Genomic DNA, 17306 nt, shown 5'->3' with positions numbered 1-17306 from the left:
ATTGGGGATTTCCTATGAGCAAAGCAAAAATCGGGATTGTAACGGTGAGCGATCGTGCCAGCGCGGGGATTTATGAGGATATCTCGGGCAAGGCGATTATCGACACCCTCAATGATTACCTCACCAGCGAGTGGGAGCCGATTTATCAAGTGATCCCCGACGAGCAGGATGTGATTGAAGCGACCCTGATCAAGATGGCCGATGAGCTGGATTGCTGCTTAATTGTGACCACGGGCGGTACTGGCCCAGCAAAACGCGATGTGACGCCCGAGGCAACTGAGGCCGTGTGCGATCGTATGATGCCGGGCTTTGGCGAGTTGATGCGCGCTGAGTCATTAAAGTTTGTGCCGACGGCGATTCTCTCGCGCCAAACCGCGGGCTTACGGGGGGATTCATTAATTGTGAACCTGCCGGGCAAACCAAAATCAATCCGCGAATGTTTAGATGCGGTATTCCCAGCGATTCCTTACTGTATTGACCTGATGGAAGGGCCGTACCTCGAGTGTAACGAGGCCGTGATGAAGCCTTTTAGACCTAAGGCAAAATAATCCGCGCTGCAAGATTGCCTAAACCCAAGCCTAGCTTGGGTTTTTTATTGGCATTTGTTGTGGGCTGTTGTGGTCGCGCTAAGTCGCAAGTACGCAGCTTGACTTAGCGCCTATAGACACAACTTTAATACCCTGTAATACGAGTTTAACTGCGGTGCATTAACGACTATTTTAATGCCTCAATTTGCTGTGCCAGTGTGGTCTTGGCGGCGTTGTCCTCTGCATCTGTCACTATGCGCTCCAGCACTTGTACTCGTTCAATCAGTACCTGATTTTGTAGACTCAGCTGGGTGAGTTTATCCTCAAACTGTCGATCGTTTCCGCCACCTAGTTGGCGCATTTTTAGGTAATGTTTAAACATCTCTGTGGCGCTTACACCGATAATAAAGGTCACCATAATGACCATGATAATAAATTCTTTTTCCATGATTGGCTCCTTAACTCAATGTTAGGGCGCGGCGCGCCCTCTGTGGGTTGATAGTGTTATAAACCGAAGATCACTTTTTCGCTCTTTAACGATTTTTCCATGCCGAATGCCAGTATTACCGCAATGGCGAGTGTGCCCAAGGTCGATACCAGCAATTGCAGCATGTTCATATCTTTACCTTTAATAAAGTCCATCAGTGCCTGTTGCTGACCCGAAACGGGCAACCATTGCAGGACGTCGGGCGCGATGTTGTAGCTGGCGGCCATCGACAGCGCTAAGGGCACAAACAGCACCATAGTTAGATAGGACTGAGCTTCCTTAAAGGTTTTCGCCATAAAGGACACAAACAATTGCAGACAGGCGGCCATCAGGGCGACGGGAATACCGACCAGCAGCATTAACGCCATAAATTCATTGGTGATGCTGACGCTAAAACCGAGCTCCTGCCAAGGTACGAAGGTATAGGCGACCTTAGACACGAGTAGAATCAACACTAGGCCGAGCAGGGCAAATAGGCCGACGGCAATGATTTTAGAGAGCACTAATTGGCGCGTGGTCAGCGGATGGCTGAGCAACAATGCCAAGGAGTTGCGCTCACGCTCACCGGCGCTGGTGTCGATGGCCAGATTCATCCCCGAGATAAACACTGAGTAAATCATAGTGAAAATGGCGATACCTAAGATCATCCCGCCCTTAGAGTCGGTTGTGGCTTGGTCATGCACATTCACTTTCAGTGGCTGCACTACTCGAGGGTCGATGCCACGGGCGATTAGGCGCAGGCTGCCCATTTCGGCGCTATAGGCCTGCAACTGTTTCTCTAAGCGGCGAATCGAGTTTTGCAGTTTTTCCTCTGAGTTATCGGCCACGATAGTGATTTCGGCGCCTTTGCCTTGGTTCATCTGCTTGGCATAGTCGGGGCTGATAATCAGCTCTATGGCTTTCAGATCCTTAGAGCCTGCTTCGCCTTGAGTAATCCCCTTGTTGGATAAAAATCTCACTAAGTCCGGCGCCTTGTCGGGATTAGTGATGCTGATTTTAAGATCGTCTGGGCTGGTCAGTTGGCCGATAAGCACCATAAACAGGCCACACATGATCAGCGGCGTACCAATGGCGTAGTAGAGTCCCGCCATCACAGAACGTTTATCGCGGGCGGCGTCTATCAGTTCCTTGCGAACCATTGCGATGATTTTGTTCATGATTATTCCTTATCCCAAGTTTGTCTGTTCGCCATTAGGTCGAAGCAGGTGTTATCGCAATTTGTGTGAGCGTTAATGCTGTGAGTCATCATGCGGCAATGCCCTCATCGGTACCGATCAGCTGGATAAAGGCATCTTCGAGTGAGGCCTTACCCGTTTGCGCGCAGAGTTGCTCTGGGCTGCCGATGGCGACCACTCGACCCTGCGCCATCACGATCACTTGGTCGCACAAGGCCGCGACTTCTTGCATCACATGGCTGGAAAACAGCACGCAATGCCCTTGATTCTTAAGGTCGATAAGAATATCCCGCAGCAAGCGAGTGCTCATCACATCGAGTCCACGGGTCGGCTCGTCGAGGATAATATTGCTCGGGCTGTGGACTATGGCCTGGGCGAGGGCGGTTTTCATTCGTTGCCCTTGGGAGAAGCCTTTACAGCGGCGATCGCTGATATCTTCGAGGCGCAGTTTGGCGATGACATTGTCGGTGGCCGCCTTGGCATCGCTCGCAGATAATCCGCTGAGTTCGGCAAAGTAACGGATATATTCCCGCGGCGTGAGGCGCTCATACAGACCGAACGGGTCGGGGAATAAGCCTAACTGCTGCTTAGCGCCAATCGGGTCGATGGCGACATCGATACCTTCTATTTCAGCCGTGCCAGTGTCGGGCTTTAACAGCCCGAAAATCGTGCGCAAACAGGTGGTTTTACCCGCGCCATTGGGGCCGAGCAGGCCGGTGATCTGGCCGTTTTCAGCAACAAAACTCAAATCGTTTAGGGCCTGCACTTCGCCGATGCGCTTAGAAAGATGGGATACTTTGATCATGACTTACTCCTTGGCTCCAGTGCTGGGCTTATCTTTGGCAGAGTGGGTTGCATCTTCGGTCGCGAGTGGCTCAACCGAGCTGGCATTTAAATAGAAACTACGGCGCACATCCTTTTTCAAACATTCACCATCGAGATCTTTAACCGAACCAGTACGCACTAATTCGGCGATTAAGTTGTTGGCACAGGACTGATAGGCCACACCATGGGTAGCATAAGGTGCGACAAAGTGTTTGGCGTTGGTGAGTTTTTCCATTGCAAGCTCACCCCAACTCGGTGGTGTGGCAGGGTCGATTTCGCCCGACAGTAACAGCGTGGGGATTGCACTCTTAATCGGCTCGCTAAAGCTGGCATCGACGGGCGGCACCTTCCACACAGAACACGATGCTTCGAGGCTATCGAGCATGGTTTTACCGACATAAGAGGTTTTGGCTTGTTCACGCATCGCAGGGGTGATGCGATGGATGTCTTCACCACAAACCACGGAGGCGTGCATGCCCATTGCCATACCTGCACCATCGGTAGTTAAGGCATACAATCCGAGTAGCGGTTGATAGTTACCTTTGGCGGCTTGATGAATTGCATGGGGCACTAAGGCACGCACATTGGTTTGATATAACGCCATTCTGATCGCGCCGTAAAACTTCGCACGGGTGAGCGTGAGTAAGGTCTTTTCACCCGTGACTGGGTCGTGTACTTGCTCCATTACTGGCCCTTCGGTCAGTCTTGCAACCACTTGGTCAAACTCGGTCTTGAGCCCAGGAAACTCGGCATGGCAGGCCGCGGTTTCTTGGCAATCTTTAAACAGCAAGTCAAAGCCGCGCTCAATTGCCGAGCCAATCTCTAATACGCTTTGCTGCATCGGCACTATGCCGTCTAAGGTGACAGTGGCTAAATGCTCGGGATACAAACGCATATAGAGCTGCGCCATGCGTGTGCCGTAGGAAATACCGTAGAGGTGCAGCTTTTTGTAGCCTAAGTGGGCGCGTACGGCCTCGAAGTCTTTGACGGCATTAATGCTGCCGTATTGTGTGACATCGCTACCCGTCAATTGATCTCGGCATTTTTGCGCCTCTACTAAGCTATCGACATTGTCATCGTTAAAGGCGAGTAAAGATTGTTCACCTGCATCGCAATTCAATAGGTTTGAGCGGCCAGTACCGCGTTGATCAATCAGCAAAATATCCCGCTGCTGACGTACTTTATTCAGCATGCTATCAAAGCTTGCCGCATTATCTATGGCCGATTGACCTGGGCCGCCTGCTATCGCCAGCAATGCTTCTTCATGATTGACGTTTTTTACCGCGGGCAAGACCACATAATGCACTTGGATCTGTTTGCCATCGGGCTTGTTAGGGTTTTCGGGCACAGTCACAAAGCCGCAGTTTAAACGGTCCGAAACACCGTCCACATAACAGGTATTTGTGGGGGTTGTTGAAGGCGCTGATTTTTCACTTGCCCAAACCGTTGCGCTAGCCATAGCGAGCATAAGTGTGCTCAAGCCTATGATTTTGCGAGTTGAAATATGTTTATGCCAGCCTGTATTTGAACGCTTAATCGCAACGCAAGCGCTGGTATTATGGGACTTCCTGTGGATCATGCTATCTATCATGAGCGCTTTCCTTTTTGCATTTCAGGATGAGTGTGATACTTTAAATACAGTGTATCGGTGTATCAATGTATTAATACAGTGTGTAAAGCCTAATGTTAGAACTTTTAAATGTCAACCCCAGCAGTGGTGAGCCAATTTACAAGCAATTACACGAGCAAATCGTGCGCTTGATTGTGGGCGGCCAACTGCAAGAGGAAGACGTATTACCCTCAGTGCGCCAGATTGCGGAATACCTTGCGGTGAACCCGATGACAGTATCTCGCGCGATTCAGCAATTGGTGGATCAGGGCTGGTTAGAACGCCGCCGTGGGCAGGCGACTCGAGTTGCTGCCCGTACCGAGGCGATGGAGTCGGGCGTGAGTCTGCTTGAGCCACAATTAGATGGCTTATTGGCACAAGCCAAGCAGCTGGGCGTGAGCCTGCCCGAGTTGCTGCAATTGATTAACGAGCGCTGGCAAGCCTAGTCGGCCCAAGCGAAAACGAGAATAAAAAGGACGCAATTCGATGGATCAAGAGTTTCCCCCAATACTTGAGTTTTCTAAGGTAAACAAAGTTTTTCGTGGAAAAAATGGCGTTGAAAAACAGGCGTTAAAGGATCTGTCCTTGTGCTTGTCTGCCGGGATGGTGGTTGGCTTATTGGGACAAAACGGTGCGGGCAAATCAACCTTAATGCGCTGCGCTTTGGGGATCCTCTCGCCGGATTCTGGCGAAATCCGCACCTTAGGTGAGACGCCGGAGCAACTTTCGTCAGCCGCAAAGGAGCGCCTTGGTTATGTGCCACAACAGCCCTTTGGTTATGAAGGTTTTACCGTTGAGCGCGCCCTTGATTTACACCGCAGCTTTTATCCCCATTGGGACATGCAGTTAGAGCAAGATTGGCTTGCCCGCTTTGAGTTAGATGTCAGCCAACAGGTACAACGTCTGTCCGTCGGCCAGCGCCAATCCTTGGCGCTGATCATGGCAATGGCCTATCGCCCCGAACTGTTGATCCTCGATGAACCTGTGGCCAGCCTCGATCCTATCGTCAGACGCAAATTTATGGTCGATTTGTTCGACTTGGCCCTCGAATCCGGCTCGGCGGTGCTGTTTTCATCCCATATCACCTCAGATTTAGAGCGGGTCGCGAGTCATGTGGCACTGATTAAACAGGGCGAATTAGTGCTGTTTAAGGAAATCGATGCTCTACGGGAAGAGGTGCGTCTACTCAAACTGGCTGTGGGTACGGAGTTGCCTGAGCAGGTGCGTATTTTGAGCCGTGATGGTAATTCTGTGCTGGTGGATAGTGGCGGAATCGATCTCAATCTTCCCGGCGTGCAGCGAAGTGAAGCGCTTAATTTGGAGCAACTCTTTGTGGAGTTACACAAATGAGTTCAGCTAAACCGCTTGTGCAACCTACTGATAAGCCTGTAACACAGCATTCAATCAATCCCTTTAACGGCATGCTGCGCCTGTGGTTATTTGATGTCGGCAGTGTGAGTTTTTTGGGTACCGGATTATTTGGCTTAGCTCTGAGCGTTTTGGCGGGATGGGCTGGGCAGAAGGAGAGTTTTGATATTTTTGTCGGCATGGGGATTGTCTCTACCTCGGCAGCGGTCGCATGGCAGTTGATTCGCTTGATGGCGAGTGAGTGCTCAATCTTAATCCCCCGTTATCGGCAGAATATTTTTATCCAGTGCGAGGTGATGCTCATTGGCGTGTTTAGCCTTGCGGTGCTTTTATGCGTATTGTTTGACTTTACCTCTAGCCTGTCGTTACTGGTGTTTGCCCAAGGGATAAGCTTAGGTTTTATCTTGCTGTGTCTGCGGCAAACCCAATGGTTTTACTCCTCATTTTTACTGTTTATTTTAGTGCCGTTTTCTAGCGCTTTGGCTGAGCAAGTACCATTGTGGCTGAGCATCATAGTGCTGTTTGTGTTTGTCGTTCTGATTTGGCGCCGCTGCCTAGTGTTACCTTGGCGGGTGGAAGCACGCAGTGTGTACCTCAACGGGTTAGAAATGGGCTGGTTTTGGTTGCCTAATCTGCAATCCATGCGGTTTTTGAGCCGTTTCGAGCGTTATTTGCATCCGGTTAACTTTTTTATCGGGCCGATGTTAACCGTATTGCTGTTGTTGCTGCCCGTTCTGACATTGGTGCTGGGGGTATTATCCCATCAGTTTAATTGGGATTTTCCGGTGTTACTGCTACTGGCGCAGTTTTGTGTGATCAGCTGTTCGCTGGTGCATTGGAGTCGGGTGCAACGAGCGCGTGCAACAGAGTTACTGTTGTTGATGCCGGGTTTTGATGGCAGAACCGGTTTGGTTAATGCTTTTGCCCGAGGGCAGCAACGATTGCTGTATCTCATCAGTGTCGGCATGTTGCTCTGTAGTGTGTTTATTACTTGGCTCAATGGCGGGATAAGTGCGCCATTGCTGGCGCATTTAGTGATGAGCACCTATTGGGCTTGTGCCTTGGTGTTAGGGCTAGGTTGCCTGTGCCGCCGAGTGTTACAGGTTAGCTTGACTATGCTGGTGGTGCTGGGGCATTCACTATGGGTGTCTATCAGTTTAGCGGCATTGCAGCATGATGGTCATCTATATTATTGGTTAATAGGCGATCTTTTACTGGTTGTGTTGGGGCAAATTGCCCTGTTTGGCGGCCGTAAAAAGTTATGGCGGGGCGATATCGTTGGGCTGTAATCGGCCTTAAATGACGTGATTTGGGCGACATTTGCACAAGATTAGAGCAAAAACTCTTAGTTTTTAGCTTGCCTTCAGGTAGAATGCTGCAAAAGCGGAACACTTGTAAGCTAAAAGGTGAGTCACTCATGTCGCTCGAACAATATCACGTAATTCGACTATTACAGCAGCAAAGCCAGTCGTTAAAGGAGGCTATTGCGCTGGAAGGTTTTGAAATGGCAGCCCCTTGGCATCAAGTCAGTTGGCAGGCATTTGATGAGATCAGCCATAAAATTGCACAAGTGTTGATTCAACTCGGCGTACAAGTGCAAGACCGCTGTGTGATCCTGTCACAAAACTGCCCACAATGGACCTGTGCCGATATCGGCATTCTGAAAAGCCGTGCCATTGTCGTGCCTATTTACCCAACCAGTACCTTAGAGCAAGCCAGCTTTATCATTAATGATGCGGCGGCTAAGGTGATTTTTGTCGACGACGCTAAGCAATATGCGCTGGCCTGTGAGCTACAAAAACAGTGTCCGACTCTAGAGCATGTGATTGTGTTCGATGCCGCAGTTCAGTTGGCTCAGGATAAACCTCAGCATAGGCATTTAGATAACGTGCTAGCGCAGGCATATGACCAAAGTGCCGAGCTGGAGCAACGCTTAAAAGACGCGAATCTTGATGATCTGTTAACCCTGATTTATACCTCCGGCACCACGGGTGATCCTAAGGGCGTCATGCTGGATTACCGCAATATGGCTTCGACTGTGCGTCAGCACGATCAGATTTTGCCTTTTAATGCTGGCGATGTGTCTTTAGCTTTCCTACCGCTAAGCCATGTGTTTGAGCGTAGCTGGAGTTTCTACGTTTTATGCCGTGGTGGCCATAATGTGTATCTGCAAAATACCCAAAGAGTAAAAGAAGCGATAAGTGCTGTGCGTCCGCATACCTTGTGTGTGGTGCCGCGTTTCCTCGAGAAGGTTTACAGCGCAGTACAGGATAAGGTAGCGAAATCCGCAGAGGGTCGTAAAAAATTATTTGCTTGGGCGATGGGGATTGGCGAGCGTCAGTTTGAAGTGAGCCAAGGCCGCGCTAAGGGTGGTTTGTGGTTATCCTTGCAATGGCGTTTGGCGAACAAATTGGTTTACAGCAAGTTGCAGGCAGTGCTCGGTGGACGCTTAAAGTTTATGCCCTGTGGCGGTGCTGCACTTGATTTAAATGTGGCGTCTTTTTTCCATGCTATTGGTATTCCTGTGCTTTGTGGCTATGGCATGACCGAAACAAACGCTACTGTGACCTGTAACACTTTGGATAACCGTGTTGCGGGGTCAAATGGTAAAGTCTTGCCCGAAATCGAAATTAAACTGGGTAAAGACGATGAAATCTTAGTCCGTGGCGACACTGTGATGCGCGGTTATTACAATCGCCCTGAAGATACTGCCGCCGCCTTTGAAGACGGCTGGTTAAAAACCGGTGATGCGGGACGACTCGATGCCCACGGCAATTTGTTTATTACCGATCGTATTAAAGAATTGATGAAGACCTCTAACGGTAAATATATTGCACCGCAAAGGGTTGAGGGTGCTGTTGGGTGTTGTCCTTTTATCGAACAAGTGGCGGTGATTGCCGATGCGCGTAACTATGTGACGGCGTTGATTGTGCCAGCCTTTGAAGCGCTCGAAGCTTGGGCCAAGGATAAGGGCTTGAAATACGAGTCACCTATCGATCTGCTGCGTCACAGCCATGTGGTTGAGCATTTCGAGCAGCGTTTAAAGCATTTGCAGCAAGAGCTGGCGGGGTTTGAGCAAATCAAAAAGTTTACCCTGCTGCCCGAAGCCTTTTCGATGGAGGCGGGATTAATCACGCCGACGCTGAAATTGCGCCGCAAAATGATTTACCACAAGTACGCCCATGAAATTAATGCTATGTACAATAATTGATTGTTAAATCTTTGATCTTAAAAGGCCGCTTTGCGGCCTTTTTTGTGTTTGCCACTTCCTGAAGCAGCGGACTTCGCTTAAAATTCGCCCCGCTTACTGGTGCGCACGAGGCGGAAGGTGTCGGTGTAAAGGATAGTTAAATGGAACTTTCGATTCGTCGTTTATGCGCCGCAGTTGGTGCGGTGTTGCTTTCTTCGTTTGCGGTTATTCCTGCTGCACTTGCGGCGGAATATGACAAAATGGTTCACGGTCCCGTGGATCTTCCCAATGGCCAATGGCTCAATTTTTATCAAAAAGATCAGCAGGTATGGGGCGAAATGCTCTATGGCGATGCGCCAGGTGTACGCATTGACGATTACGGCCGCGCCGAAATCGTGGCGGTGTTTTACTATGACTTCGACAAAGGCGGCACCAAAGAAGTGATCGTCATGCTCAAGGATGCCGATGGCCAGCATCTACGGGGTTATGGTTTTGAGGGGGAGGAGTTGACTAAACTGCCGCGCCTGCAAGCAGTGCTCGATGAAGTCGCACCCACCATTAGCACCTTTACCGTCGGCGGCGTTCGCAAAGTATTAAGCCAGTTGCCCCCGCAGCAGTACAGCATGACCTATGAGGCTGAGGGCGTCCAAGATCCTGACCTTAAGGCGATTCTTGATGGTACCTCAAAACTCAAACCGACCTTAATTGGCTATCGCAATTCTGAAGGCACGGCAACGGATGTCAAAAACGCAGTGGAATACAAGCTGCGCTATCCCCTGACTCGCACCGATAAAGATGCCGAGGGGCGTGAACGAAAATACAGTCTGGTTGCAACCTTTGATCGCAGCGCCTACGTTGAAGAAGATGGTAGCTTTATGCTGGTTGCCATTGGCTACGAGGCCGACGACATCGATTGGCTTAAAAATGGCAGCGAAAAAATCCCGCGAACAGGGCCTTTTTACGAATTCATGAGTATGGGCAGTACTTGGGCTGGCGTTGCCAGTGAAGCCCATTATGTGCAAGGTGAGCTTGATGGTCACTTTGCCGCTTACGATGCCCGCAATGGCAGTGTGATGTATGCCGGTGACTATAAGCTAGGTAAGCAAGTGGGTAAGTGGATCGAAGCCGACAGCCGTGAAACCTACTGGGAAGGCGAGTACCTCGACGGTAAGAAGCAAGGCAAATGGGTGTTGCAGTCCATTATGGATGACGCCGATAACTACGGCTTTATTCACTACAACAAGGGCGTGCCCGATGGCCCGAGTGAAATCTATACCCCAGATTACGATTCCAGCACCGAAGGCGCGAAGAAGTTGTCCGAAAAGGGCATTTATCTCAATGGCGTAAAAGATGGCGAGTGGCTTGAGTCCGATGGCAGCAAAGGCCAATACCAAAAGGGTGTGAGACAAGGCGCTTGGATGGAAAAGGTCACCCAAGGGGATTATCGCTTTCAAACCGGTGAAGGCAGCTACCTCGATGGTAAACGTTCAGGCACTTGGGTCTATATTCGAACGCCTGATACGAATGATGCTTTTACAACAAGACAATCAGTGACTTATCTCTACAAAACCGAAGTCAACTATGAGAATGGCCTACGCCAAGGTGAGGCTAAGTTATTCAATAAAGATAATTTTATGTTTGCCCTAAAACATTACGATAAGGGCCGTCTCCACGGAGAAAGTTTATGGTACTCAGCGCCAAATATCGTCAGCAATGTTGCTAACTATCGTCAAGGCGAGTTAGATGGCCCACAAATGTGGCTCGAGCCTAACGGCGATCTGAATGAGTTGAGTCAGTATAAGTTTAATGACGCCGTAAAACTTAAGCCTTCGCAGGATGAATGCATGATGCGAAAAGAGCCCTACGCAGGCGATTGTGAGGGGGTGTTAAGTTCAAAAAATGCTGAAACCACTTCAATTAAGGATGGTGAGCAGCGTGTATATCGCGGCGGCCGCCTATCCGAATTAAGCTATTACACTAATGGGTCAGTCGATAAAGAATATCGATTCGATTCTAATGGTCGCTTAATGTCCTTGCAGACCTATAAAGCGGGTAAGGAATATGGCCCAAGCATTCGCTATTCCACCGACGGCGGCTATTCGCTCGTGCAATATGGTCATCTTATCAATAACCGTCTTTCTGGCCCCCATTACACTTTCTATCCAAACGGTCAGTTAAAGAGTTTGTGGAACTATTGCCAGCAAGAAGGGGAAATGTGGAACGGTGAACCTTATTTCTGGGATAACGCCATTGCACGTTGCGGTATCCAGCGGGAGTATTTTGATAATGGTGCCGTGAGTTGTATCGAGGATCTCGACAGCAATTATGCCGTGGATAAAGTCTGTTATGACCAGAATGGCAAGTTAGCCAGCGAAATGCTGCGGATTGATGAGCAACATGTGGTGCACAAGCGCTATATCAACGGAGTGATCTATCAAGAGGAACCTGGGTTTTCGGATTTTTCCCATGTGACCAAGGGACGCAAAATCTATCACCTAGAAAACCCAAAAAGCCATGGTGTGTTTAAGTCCTACGACAGCAGTGGCAAGCTCAAATACGAAAAAATTTATGATATGGGTAAAGCTGGCTGTATGAAAAAGTACGATGCCAATGGCAAGCAAACCCCAGATACCGCGAGCTGCCAGTTCTAGCATCGCGCTTCTTATTTCTGTTAGGCTTGGTAGGGATAAACGGGGTAAGCGCCTCGTTTATCCCATTCACAGCATAAAAGTATAAGAACAACAAAAGGGAAGTTTGCATGTCAGTCACCGAATACAGCCTCGAAATCCAGCCAAGATTTACCGAAACCGATGGCCTAGGCCATATCAACAACACAGTGATCCCCGTGTGGTGCGAGGCAGCACGCACGCCAATCTTTGAGATTTTTAATCCCGAGTTGGATTTACATCAATGGAATCTGATTGTGGCGGGTTTTACCGTGGCCTTTATCGCGCCGACTTATTACGGCAAAAGTGTGACGGTAAAAACCTATGTCAGCCGTATCGGTAATAGCAGTTTCGAACTGACTCAAAGCTGTTGGCAAGCCAGCAGTAAAACTGCGGAAGTGAAAACCACCTTAGTCCACTACGACTACAGCTGCGAAAAAAGCCGACCTATCCCCGAAGATATTCGTGAAATCTTAGCCAGCCTCAATGGTGAAGCGGCTTAAATTCGCGTTCACTTTCATCACGTAATTGCAATTACGTGGTGAAAACGCTACCTTGTCGGCCGCAAATGTGATGCGGATCACTTATCCGCGCCTTTATTCCTCTTGGCCGGATTTAGCATGAGATTTTACTTCACCCGAATGCGTTCTAAGGACATCTGTCCGCCACGACAACCCCTGAAAAAGATCGTTTGGTCATGGGTCGGGGCCTTTTGTGGCATTTATTTAGTCGCCAGCCTAGCCACTTATATGGGCGATAATCTACTCGGTACTATGTTTGTGATTGGCTCATTTGGGGCGTCGGCGGTATTAGTGTATGGCGCGCCACTGGCAGAGTTTTCTCAGCCACGTAACTTGATTGGCGGCAGTGTGTTATCGGCACTGATTGGTGTGGCTGTTTATCAAGTGTTTGCCGATTATATGGTGCTCGCGAGTGCTCTAGCCGTATCACTAGCCATCGCATTGATGTATTTAACTCGCACGCTGCACCCACCGGGCGGTGCAACGGCATTAATTGCTGTGATAGGCGGTGAGAACGTACATCAACTCGGGTTTCTCTATGCGTTGATGCCAGTATTCCTCGGCTCACTACTGTTATTGCTGGTGGCGCTGGTCGTGAATAATCTCTCCACCGATCCCAAGCGCCATTACCCTGTGTATTGGATTTAGCGTACCTGTCGAGAAGCCAGTTATTTCAAAAACTTCTGCACATACCAGCAGCTGGCTTCTATAACGTAATCCTGGGCTTTGGCCCATTTTAGGCCATGGCGAACTAAACGTTCGGCAAGACCTTTGCCACGCAGTTCGTCGGGCACAAAGGTGCGACTAAAATCGATGTGCTGACCATTGAGTCGGTATTCCAGTATGGCTTCATGCCCGTCAACGGGGATCACAAAGCGTTGTTTATCCTGTTGGTGTTCAACGGTGATTTCAATTGGTGCTTTTTCTGACATACAGCCTCCCTCTGATATGGCCTAAAGTGTTATGGCAATGTAGCCATCGACTCGGTAGCTTAAGCTTGCTCGTGTTGTTTTAGAATGGCGAATAATTCTGCGGGAAGCTCGGCTTTTTGGCCGGTTTTAAAGTTAAACATCACAGCGACCGAAGAACCTAAGGTCGTAATGGCCTGTTGCTGCTTACTAAATGCTTGATAATGCATGGTAAATCTGTCGCTTTGAATATCGCTGATACTCACGCTGACCAATAGCGTATCGGGGAAGGTCACTGGACGTTTATAGCGGGCCTGATTCTCGCTAATCACCGGGCCAACACCGGATTTATACAGGGCATCGAGCGGGAAGAGGCGGTTGAAAAAATCGATACGGGCGGTTTCAAAATAACGGAAATAGACCACGTTGTTGACGTGTTGCAGCGCATCCATTTCGCCCCAAGCCACGGGGATTTCGGTCACTATAGGGTGCTGTGCGAGAAACTTTTCCATTGGACTTAGGGTTGGACTTTCCATTGCATTACTCATAGTCAAAAGCTCTAGTTAAAACGCTCGTTTAAGGCTGCCAGACTAGCAGTATAAAGTGCGAGCGACAAGCCTTAGGCAATAGTGACAACATCAAGTGAAGCAAGGAGTTGGCGATGATAAAACAGATTGGGGATACGGTTATTCAGGCAACACATCTTGCGTCTTGCCATTGTGGCGCCGTGGTGTTGGAGTTATCGCTGCCCAATGGCATTGAAAAGCCAAGGCGTTGTGATTGCTCAATCTGTCGGCGCAAGGGCGCTATCGTCGGTTCTGTGCCGCTTGCGGGATTGAAGATTATCAAGGGCGAGGCCGTATTAAAGTGCTACGAATTTAATACCAAAACAGCCAAGCATTATTTCTGCTCTGTGTGCGGCATTTATACCCATCATCAAAGGCGCTCTAATCCCAATGAATATGGCTATAATCTTGGTTGCCTCGAAGGCGTGAATCCCTATGAATTAGGCGATGTGCCCGTTTGCGATGGAGTGAATCACCCTGCGGATAGGTAGATATGATTGCCAGAAAAACAAAAAGCGACCCTAGGGTCGCTTTTGATGTGCAGTGCCGATGTTACTCGATCACTAGCTCATCGAAACTGCTAATAGTGCGAAAATCGCCCGTGCGTTGCTTGCTGTCGCGCACCATTTGGCAGGTCATCATGCCCGCTGCATCGGCGGCTTTTAATTCTTCAATCACATCAGACACAAACAGCACTTGCTTAGGGCTTAAGCTGATGGTGTTGAGAATATTGCAGTAAGCTTGTTTATCTAATTTGTTACCTGTACGGGTATCAAAATGACCGTTAAACATCTCGGTTAAATCACCGCCATCGCTGTGGCTGAATAACAGTTTTTGGGCATCGACAGAGCCCGATGAGAAACTGTAAATACGCAGATTTTGTGCGCTAAAACGTTTAACAGCTTCGATAAAGTCAGGGAAGATATGGCCCTTAAACTCATCATGGGCATAACCTTGCTTCCAAATTAACCCCTGTAGGGTTTTGAGCGGGGTCGCTTTGCGGTCTTCACGAACCCACTGCTGTAAAATTTCAGTCACGCGCGCTAAGTCAGCATCTGGCTCTAGGGCGATATCTCGGGTGTCGCAGATACAGTTTTCCACCAAAACATTGTGTTGGTTCTGCGCTAAAAAGTCTGGCAAGGCTTTGACAGAATAGGGGAATAGCACATCTTGGATAAAGGTTAGGTCTGTCGTGGTGCCTGCTGTGTCTACGACTATGGCTCTGATACCCATAATGTTTTGATACTCCACAATATGTTGGCTAAAAAATGCAACCCTGATCCTAAGCGTTATTGGGGTAATTGGCTAGTGGATTTCACCTTTAAGCCAAGGGAGAATGTGCGCCATATCACTAACTCATTTGGCTGAAAATCAATTAAATGAGTAATTTTAGAGGCTTATCTAGTGGATATAGGTGAAATACTGGATCTAGTGTGGGGAATTATGCTGTTTATAATCCAGCAGTTTGTTGTCGACATAAGACTATGGTCTTAATAGCTAAGGGAAATTTTGGCTGTTATTGTTGCTTTACTCTCTTTCGACTGAATTTGTGCGCCTTTACGATTTAAAGATTGGATTGAGCGCGTAGCAATGATGAGGCTGTTTATGAAATATTTACCCGCATTAGGCTTAGGTATTCTGTTGGCGGTATTGAGCTTTACGAGTTTTGCACTGGTTGCCAGTGCTGGCTATATGCATGCCTTGCTCGGGAGCGTCGATAATCTTAGCCCCACTAGTCCGGTTTATCTGGGGTTAGCTGCCCATGATGCGGGCTTATTATTGCTGCTCTCTGGGCTGATGCTATTTAGCTATCAGCGGCTTTTCCCTCGATTACCATTCGATTGGTACACTGCGGTGGCGATGCAAATGCCACTGGGTTTATTGGTGTTGTGGGCGGATGGGGTTTCCTTTAATCTCACGGATTTTTACGGTGTAGCTAGAGCTTTAACTCTCTTTAGCGCCGCCTTTGGTGTGCTGATTATTTTTGGCTTACTGCAACGCCGTGGCCGCAGGCTTGCTCAGGCTTAATCGGTCATTTGTAGGCCTTAAACTGGCCTTGCAGGAATAAAATCCGTAAAATCATTGGCCTAAATGGATTTGAGTCGTAAAGAGTAGGAGCTAATGAGTTCGATTGAATTTGATATTCCCGAAGAGCACCGCATTCCCTTTCTGAAGTATTACAAACAAAAAATCGCCCCTAAATGTGCACCGTTTGAAGCAAAACGTGAAGGCGTAAACCAAAGGCGGCGTGAAAATGCCAAGTTCACCACCCCAATCTACTACATCTGCATCACGGTGATTTTAGGGGCATTTGCGGGGCTGCTCGGGGTGCAGTTTATGCTGGTGCCTATGGATTATTTTGTGCCTTTGATGATTGGCGCGTTTCTGCCCGTTCCCGTGATTGCGTTAGTGGTCATTGCCTCGGGTAAGGAAAGCGATGAACTCTATAATGCCGCCTTTGAAAAACTCTATCCCATTAGCCTTAAGTATTTTGGCGATGACTTTGCGCTAACGAGGGCGCCTAAGGTCGATTTCTCTCTCTTCCTTGAGCTGGGGCTACTGCCTAAAACCGATAAGCAGTATGCGCAAAATTGCCTTAAGGGAACCTATAACAAGGTGCCGTTCCAGTTTTACGAAGTTGATGCTTACAACACTAAATCGAACGATAATGGTTCGGTTGATCGGGAAACCGTCTTCAATGGTGTACTGCTGGTGTGCAATATTCCTAAGCGATTCAACGCTACTACCTTGTTAGTCACGGATAAGGGCAGTTTAAAAAATCGAATTGAGGGGTTTAAGACAAAGCTGTCGCGGGTCAAGCTTGAGGATGTGCGGTTTGAGCGTTGCTTTGAGGTGTATAGCAGCGACCAAGTCGAGGCGCGCTACTTACTCAATCCTTTGATGATGGAGAATCTCTTAGTCCTTAGTCGCGAATTAAATGCCGAAGTTGAAGCCTGTTTCTATCAAAAACAATTACTGATAAAGATCCCGACTAAACACCATTTCTTTATCAATCAACTCGATTTAGATCGCCCCATCGATTTTAAGCTCAATATCGAGCGGATGTTCACCGAGCTAGGTTATACCTTCTCGACCATCGATACTTTGAAGCTTGATAAACATACCGGGCTGTAGTCAGGCTCGTAAATTTAGAGGAATTTATGTCGCCAGATAATCAAATAGTGTTTAAATCGCTGATTGGCTATGGTTCATTTTTCTTTATGATTTGGCTTGTTTTATCAGCGGTACTTATTTTATCAGGGTCTGCTACTTTTTCAGTAAAAGGCTTAGCGGGTGCATTTGTAGTGTTACAGATCCCGACGTTATTTCTGGTCATTAAAACAAAGCTTCGGATTAATCAAAATCCATAAAAGAGTCAAATACCTGTTATAGGATGTCATGCTAGGCAATATGCAGTCCCATAAAACATGACTTTTGGCACTTATGGGTGATTCCCCGTGCTC

General features: G+C 48.5%; 19 protein-coding genes. 12 read left to right on the top strand and 7 right to left on the bottom strand.

What is annotated here, in order from left to right; genetic code table 11:
* The first annotated feature begins 14 nt into the window (after positions 1 to 14).
* Positions 15 to 548, top strand: a complete 534-nt coding sequence (gene mog / locus KXJ80_RS01645; RefSeq protein ID WP_037416491.1) for a molybdopterin adenylyltransferase — start codon at positions 15 to 17, stop codon at positions 546 to 548.
* Between the two features lie 166 nt (positions 549 to 714).
* On the opposite strand, the gene KXJ80_RS01640 is transcribed toward mog, so the two are convergent.
* The 4 genes from KXJ80_RS01640 to KXJ80_RS01625 all read right to left on the bottom strand — a co-directional run bounded on the left by KXJ80_RS01640 (position 715) and on the right by KXJ80_RS01625 (position 4605).
* Entirely contained in the window at positions 715 to 975 is a 261-nt protein-coding gene (locus tag KXJ80_RS01640) for a phage shock protein B (protein WP_218737672.1), read from the bottom strand.
* Between the two features lie 56 nt (positions 976 to 1031).
* Positions 1032 to 2171, bottom strand: coding sequence for an ABC transporter permease (locus KXJ80_RS01635; protein WP_218737671.1), 1140 nt, complete (start codon positions 2169 to 2171; stop codon positions 1032 to 1034).
* 88 nt (positions 2172 to 2259) lie between these two features.
* A complete protein-coding gene (locus tag KXJ80_RS01630; protein WP_023265913.1) occupies positions 2260 to 2994 on the bottom strand; it encodes an ABC transporter ATP-binding protein in 735 nt (244 codons plus the stop codon).
* A gap of 3 nt (positions 2995 to 2997) precedes the next feature.
* On the bottom strand, positions 2998 to 4605 hold the full coding sequence (locus KXJ80_RS01625; protein WP_218737670.1) for an alpha/beta hydrolase: 1608 nt from the start codon (positions 4603 to 4605) through the stop codon (positions 2998 to 3000).
* Between the two features lie 92 nt (positions 4606 to 4697).
* Between KXJ80_RS01625 and KXJ80_RS01620 the strand changes: the two genes are divergently transcribed.
* The 7 genes from KXJ80_RS01620 to KXJ80_RS01590 all read left to right on the top strand — a co-directional run bounded on the left by KXJ80_RS01620 (position 4698) and on the right by KXJ80_RS01590 (position 13016).
* Entirely contained in the window at positions 4698 to 5069 is a 372-nt protein-coding gene (locus KXJ80_RS01620) for a GntR family transcriptional regulator (RefSeq protein ID WP_037427968.1), read from the top strand.
* A gap of 40 nt (positions 5070 to 5109) precedes the next feature.
* Complete coding sequence (locus KXJ80_RS01615; protein ID WP_218737669.1) at positions 5110 to 5973, top strand: ABC transporter ATP-binding protein; 864 nt, start codon at positions 5110 to 5112, stop codon at positions 5971 to 5973.
* Positions 5970 to 7280, top strand: a complete 1311-nt coding sequence (locus tag KXJ80_RS01610) for an ABC transporter permease (RefSeq protein WP_218737668.1) — start codon at positions 5970 to 5972, stop codon at positions 7278 to 7280. Before KXJ80_RS01615 ends, KXJ80_RS01610 begins: the two co-directional genes overlap by 4 nt.
* A 128-nt stretch (positions 7281 to 7408) precedes the next feature.
* Positions 7409 to 9202, top strand: a complete 1794-nt coding sequence (locus KXJ80_RS01605; RefSeq protein ID WP_218737667.1) for an AMP-dependent synthetase/ligase — start codon at positions 7409 to 7411, stop codon at positions 9200 to 9202.
* Positions 9203 to 9342: 140 nt separating this feature from the next.
* A complete protein-coding gene (locus KXJ80_RS01600; RefSeq protein ID WP_218737666.1) occupies positions 9343 to 11832 on the top strand; it encodes a toxin-antitoxin system YwqK family antitoxin in 2490 nt (829 codons plus the stop codon).
* 107 nt (positions 11833 to 11939) lie between these two features.
* Positions 11940 to 12350 (top strand): acyl-CoA thioesterase, encoded by a 411-nt coding sequence (locus tag KXJ80_RS01595; RefSeq protein ID WP_218737665.1) that lies wholly within the window; start codon positions 11940 to 11942, stop codon positions 12348 to 12350.
* A gap of 117 nt (positions 12351 to 12467) precedes the next feature.
* Positions 12468 to 13016, top strand: coding sequence for an HPP family protein (locus KXJ80_RS01590; protein WP_037416221.1), 549 nt, complete (start codon positions 12468 to 12470; stop codon positions 13014 to 13016).
* Between the two features lie 20 nt (positions 13017 to 13036).
* On the opposite strand, the gene KXJ80_RS01585 is transcribed toward KXJ80_RS01590, so the two are convergent.
* Together KXJ80_RS01585 and KXJ80_RS01580 are read right to left on the bottom strand one after the other, a co-directional pair.
* Positions 13037 to 13300 (bottom strand): GNAT family N-acetyltransferase, encoded by a 264-nt coding sequence (locus KXJ80_RS01585; protein WP_218737664.1) that lies wholly within the window; start codon positions 13298 to 13300, stop codon positions 13037 to 13039.
* Between the two features lie 59 nt (positions 13301 to 13359).
* Positions 13360 to 13788 carry an acyl-CoA thioesterase gene (locus KXJ80_RS01580; RefSeq protein WP_218737954.1) on the bottom strand — a complete coding sequence of 143 codons (429 nt, stop codon included), beginning with the start codon at positions 13786 to 13788 and terminating at the stop codon, positions 13360 to 13362.
* Between the two features lie 149 nt (positions 13789 to 13937).
* Between KXJ80_RS01580 and KXJ80_RS01575 the strand changes: the two genes are divergently transcribed.
* Positions 13938 to 14333 (top strand): GFA family protein, encoded by a 396-nt coding sequence (locus tag KXJ80_RS01575; protein ID WP_218737663.1) that lies wholly within the window; start codon positions 13938 to 13940, stop codon positions 14331 to 14333.
* A 61-nt stretch (positions 14334 to 14394) separates the two neighbouring features.
* On the opposite strand, the gene mtnC is transcribed toward KXJ80_RS01575, so the two are convergent.
* Positions 14395 to 15075, bottom strand: coding sequence for an acireductone synthase (gene mtnC, locus KXJ80_RS01570; RefSeq protein WP_037427953.1), 681 nt, complete (start codon positions 15073 to 15075; stop codon positions 14395 to 14397).
* Between the two features lie 372 nt (positions 15076 to 15447).
* On the opposite strand from mtnC, the gene KXJ80_RS01565 reads away from it, so the two are divergent.
* From KXJ80_RS01565 to KXJ80_RS01555, 3 genes are all read left to right on the top strand, one after another.
* Entirely contained in the window at positions 15448 to 15870 is a 423-nt protein-coding gene (locus KXJ80_RS01565; RefSeq protein WP_037416234.1) for a hypothetical protein, read from the top strand.
* A 93-nt stretch (positions 15871 to 15963) separates the two neighbouring features.
* The gene (locus KXJ80_RS01560; protein WP_218737662.1) at positions 15964 to 16977 is read left to right on the top strand and encodes a DUF3137 domain-containing protein; all 1014 of its coding nucleotides are present in this window, start codon (positions 15964 to 15966) and stop codon (positions 16975 to 16977) included.
* A gap of 26 nt (positions 16978 to 17003) precedes the next feature.
* Positions 17004 to 17213, top strand: a complete 210-nt coding sequence (locus tag KXJ80_RS01555; RefSeq protein ID WP_037416240.1) for a hypothetical protein — start codon at positions 17004 to 17006, stop codon at positions 17211 to 17213.
* Positions 17214 to 17306: the final 93 nt, after the last annotated feature.

The sequence above is a fragment of the Shewanella xiamenensis genome (assembly GCF_024971755.1).
Taxonomy (GTDB): domain Bacteria; phylum Pseudomonadota; class Gammaproteobacteria; order Enterobacterales; family Shewanellaceae; genus Shewanella; species Shewanella xiamenensis.
This window is presented reverse-complemented; position numbering and strand designations above follow the sequence as displayed.

Excerpts from the sequence above, each read along its gene's own strand:
- mog (WP_037416491.1), top strand. The coding sequence starts at position 15 with ATGAGCAAAGCAAAAATCGGGATTGTAACGGTGAGCGATCGTGCCAGC.
- KXJ80_RS01640 (WP_218737672.1), bottom strand. The coding sequence starts at position 975 with ATGGAAAAAGAATTTATTATCATGGTCATTATGGTGACCTTTATTATC.
- KXJ80_RS01635 (WP_218737671.1), bottom strand. The coding sequence starts at position 2,171 with ATGAACAAAATCATCGCAATGGTTCGCAAGGAACTGATAGACGCCGCC.
- KXJ80_RS01630 (WP_023265913.1), bottom strand. The coding sequence starts at position 2,994 with ATGATCAAAGTATCCCATCTTTCTAAGCGCATCGGCGAAGTGCAGGCC.
- KXJ80_RS01625 (WP_218737670.1), bottom strand. The coding sequence starts at position 4,605 with ATGATAGATAGCATGATCCACAGGAAGTCCCATAATACCAGCGCTTGC.
- KXJ80_RS01620 (WP_037427968.1), top strand. The coding sequence starts at position 4,698 with ATGTTAGAACTTTTAAATGTCAACCCCAGCAGTGGTGAGCCAATTTAC.
- KXJ80_RS01615 (WP_218737669.1), top strand. The coding sequence starts at position 5,110 with ATGGATCAAGAGTTTCCCCCAATACTTGAGTTTTCTAAGGTAAACAAA.
- KXJ80_RS01610 (WP_218737668.1), top strand. The coding sequence starts at position 5,970 with ATGAGTTCAGCTAAACCGCTTGTGCAACCTACTGATAAGCCTGTAACA.
- KXJ80_RS01605 (WP_218737667.1), top strand. The coding sequence starts at position 7,409 with ATGTCGCTCGAACAATATCACGTAATTCGACTATTACAGCAGCAAAGC.
- KXJ80_RS01600 (WP_218737666.1), top strand. The coding sequence starts at position 9,343 with ATGGAACTTTCGATTCGTCGTTTATGCGCCGCAGTTGGTGCGGTGTTG.
- KXJ80_RS01595 (WP_218737665.1), top strand. The coding sequence starts at position 11,940 with ATGTCAGTCACCGAATACAGCCTCGAAATCCAGCCAAGATTTACCGAA.
- KXJ80_RS01590 (WP_037416221.1), top strand. The coding sequence starts at position 12,468 with ATGAGATTTTACTTCACCCGAATGCGTTCTAAGGACATCTGTCCGCCA.
- KXJ80_RS01585 (WP_218737664.1), bottom strand. The coding sequence starts at position 13,300 with ATGTCAGAAAAAGCACCAATTGAAATCACCGTTGAACACCAACAGGAT.
- KXJ80_RS01580 (WP_218737954.1), bottom strand. The coding sequence starts at position 13,788 with ATGGAAAAGTTTCTCGCACAGCACCCTATAGTGACCGAAATCCCCGTG.
- KXJ80_RS01575 (WP_218737663.1), top strand. The coding sequence starts at position 13,938 with ATGATAAAACAGATTGGGGATACGGTTATTCAGGCAACACATCTTGCG.
- mtnC (WP_037427953.1), bottom strand. The coding sequence starts at position 15,075 with ATGGGTATCAGAGCCATAGTCGTAGACACAGCAGGCACCACGACAGAC.
- KXJ80_RS01565 (WP_037416234.1), top strand. The coding sequence starts at position 15,448 with ATGAAATATTTACCCGCATTAGGCTTAGGTATTCTGTTGGCGGTATTG.
- KXJ80_RS01560 (WP_218737662.1), top strand. The coding sequence starts at position 15,964 with ATGAGTTCGATTGAATTTGATATTCCCGAAGAGCACCGCATTCCCTTT.
- KXJ80_RS01555 (WP_037416240.1), top strand. The coding sequence starts at position 17,004 with ATGTCGCCAGATAATCAAATAGTGTTTAAATCGCTGATTGGCTATGGT.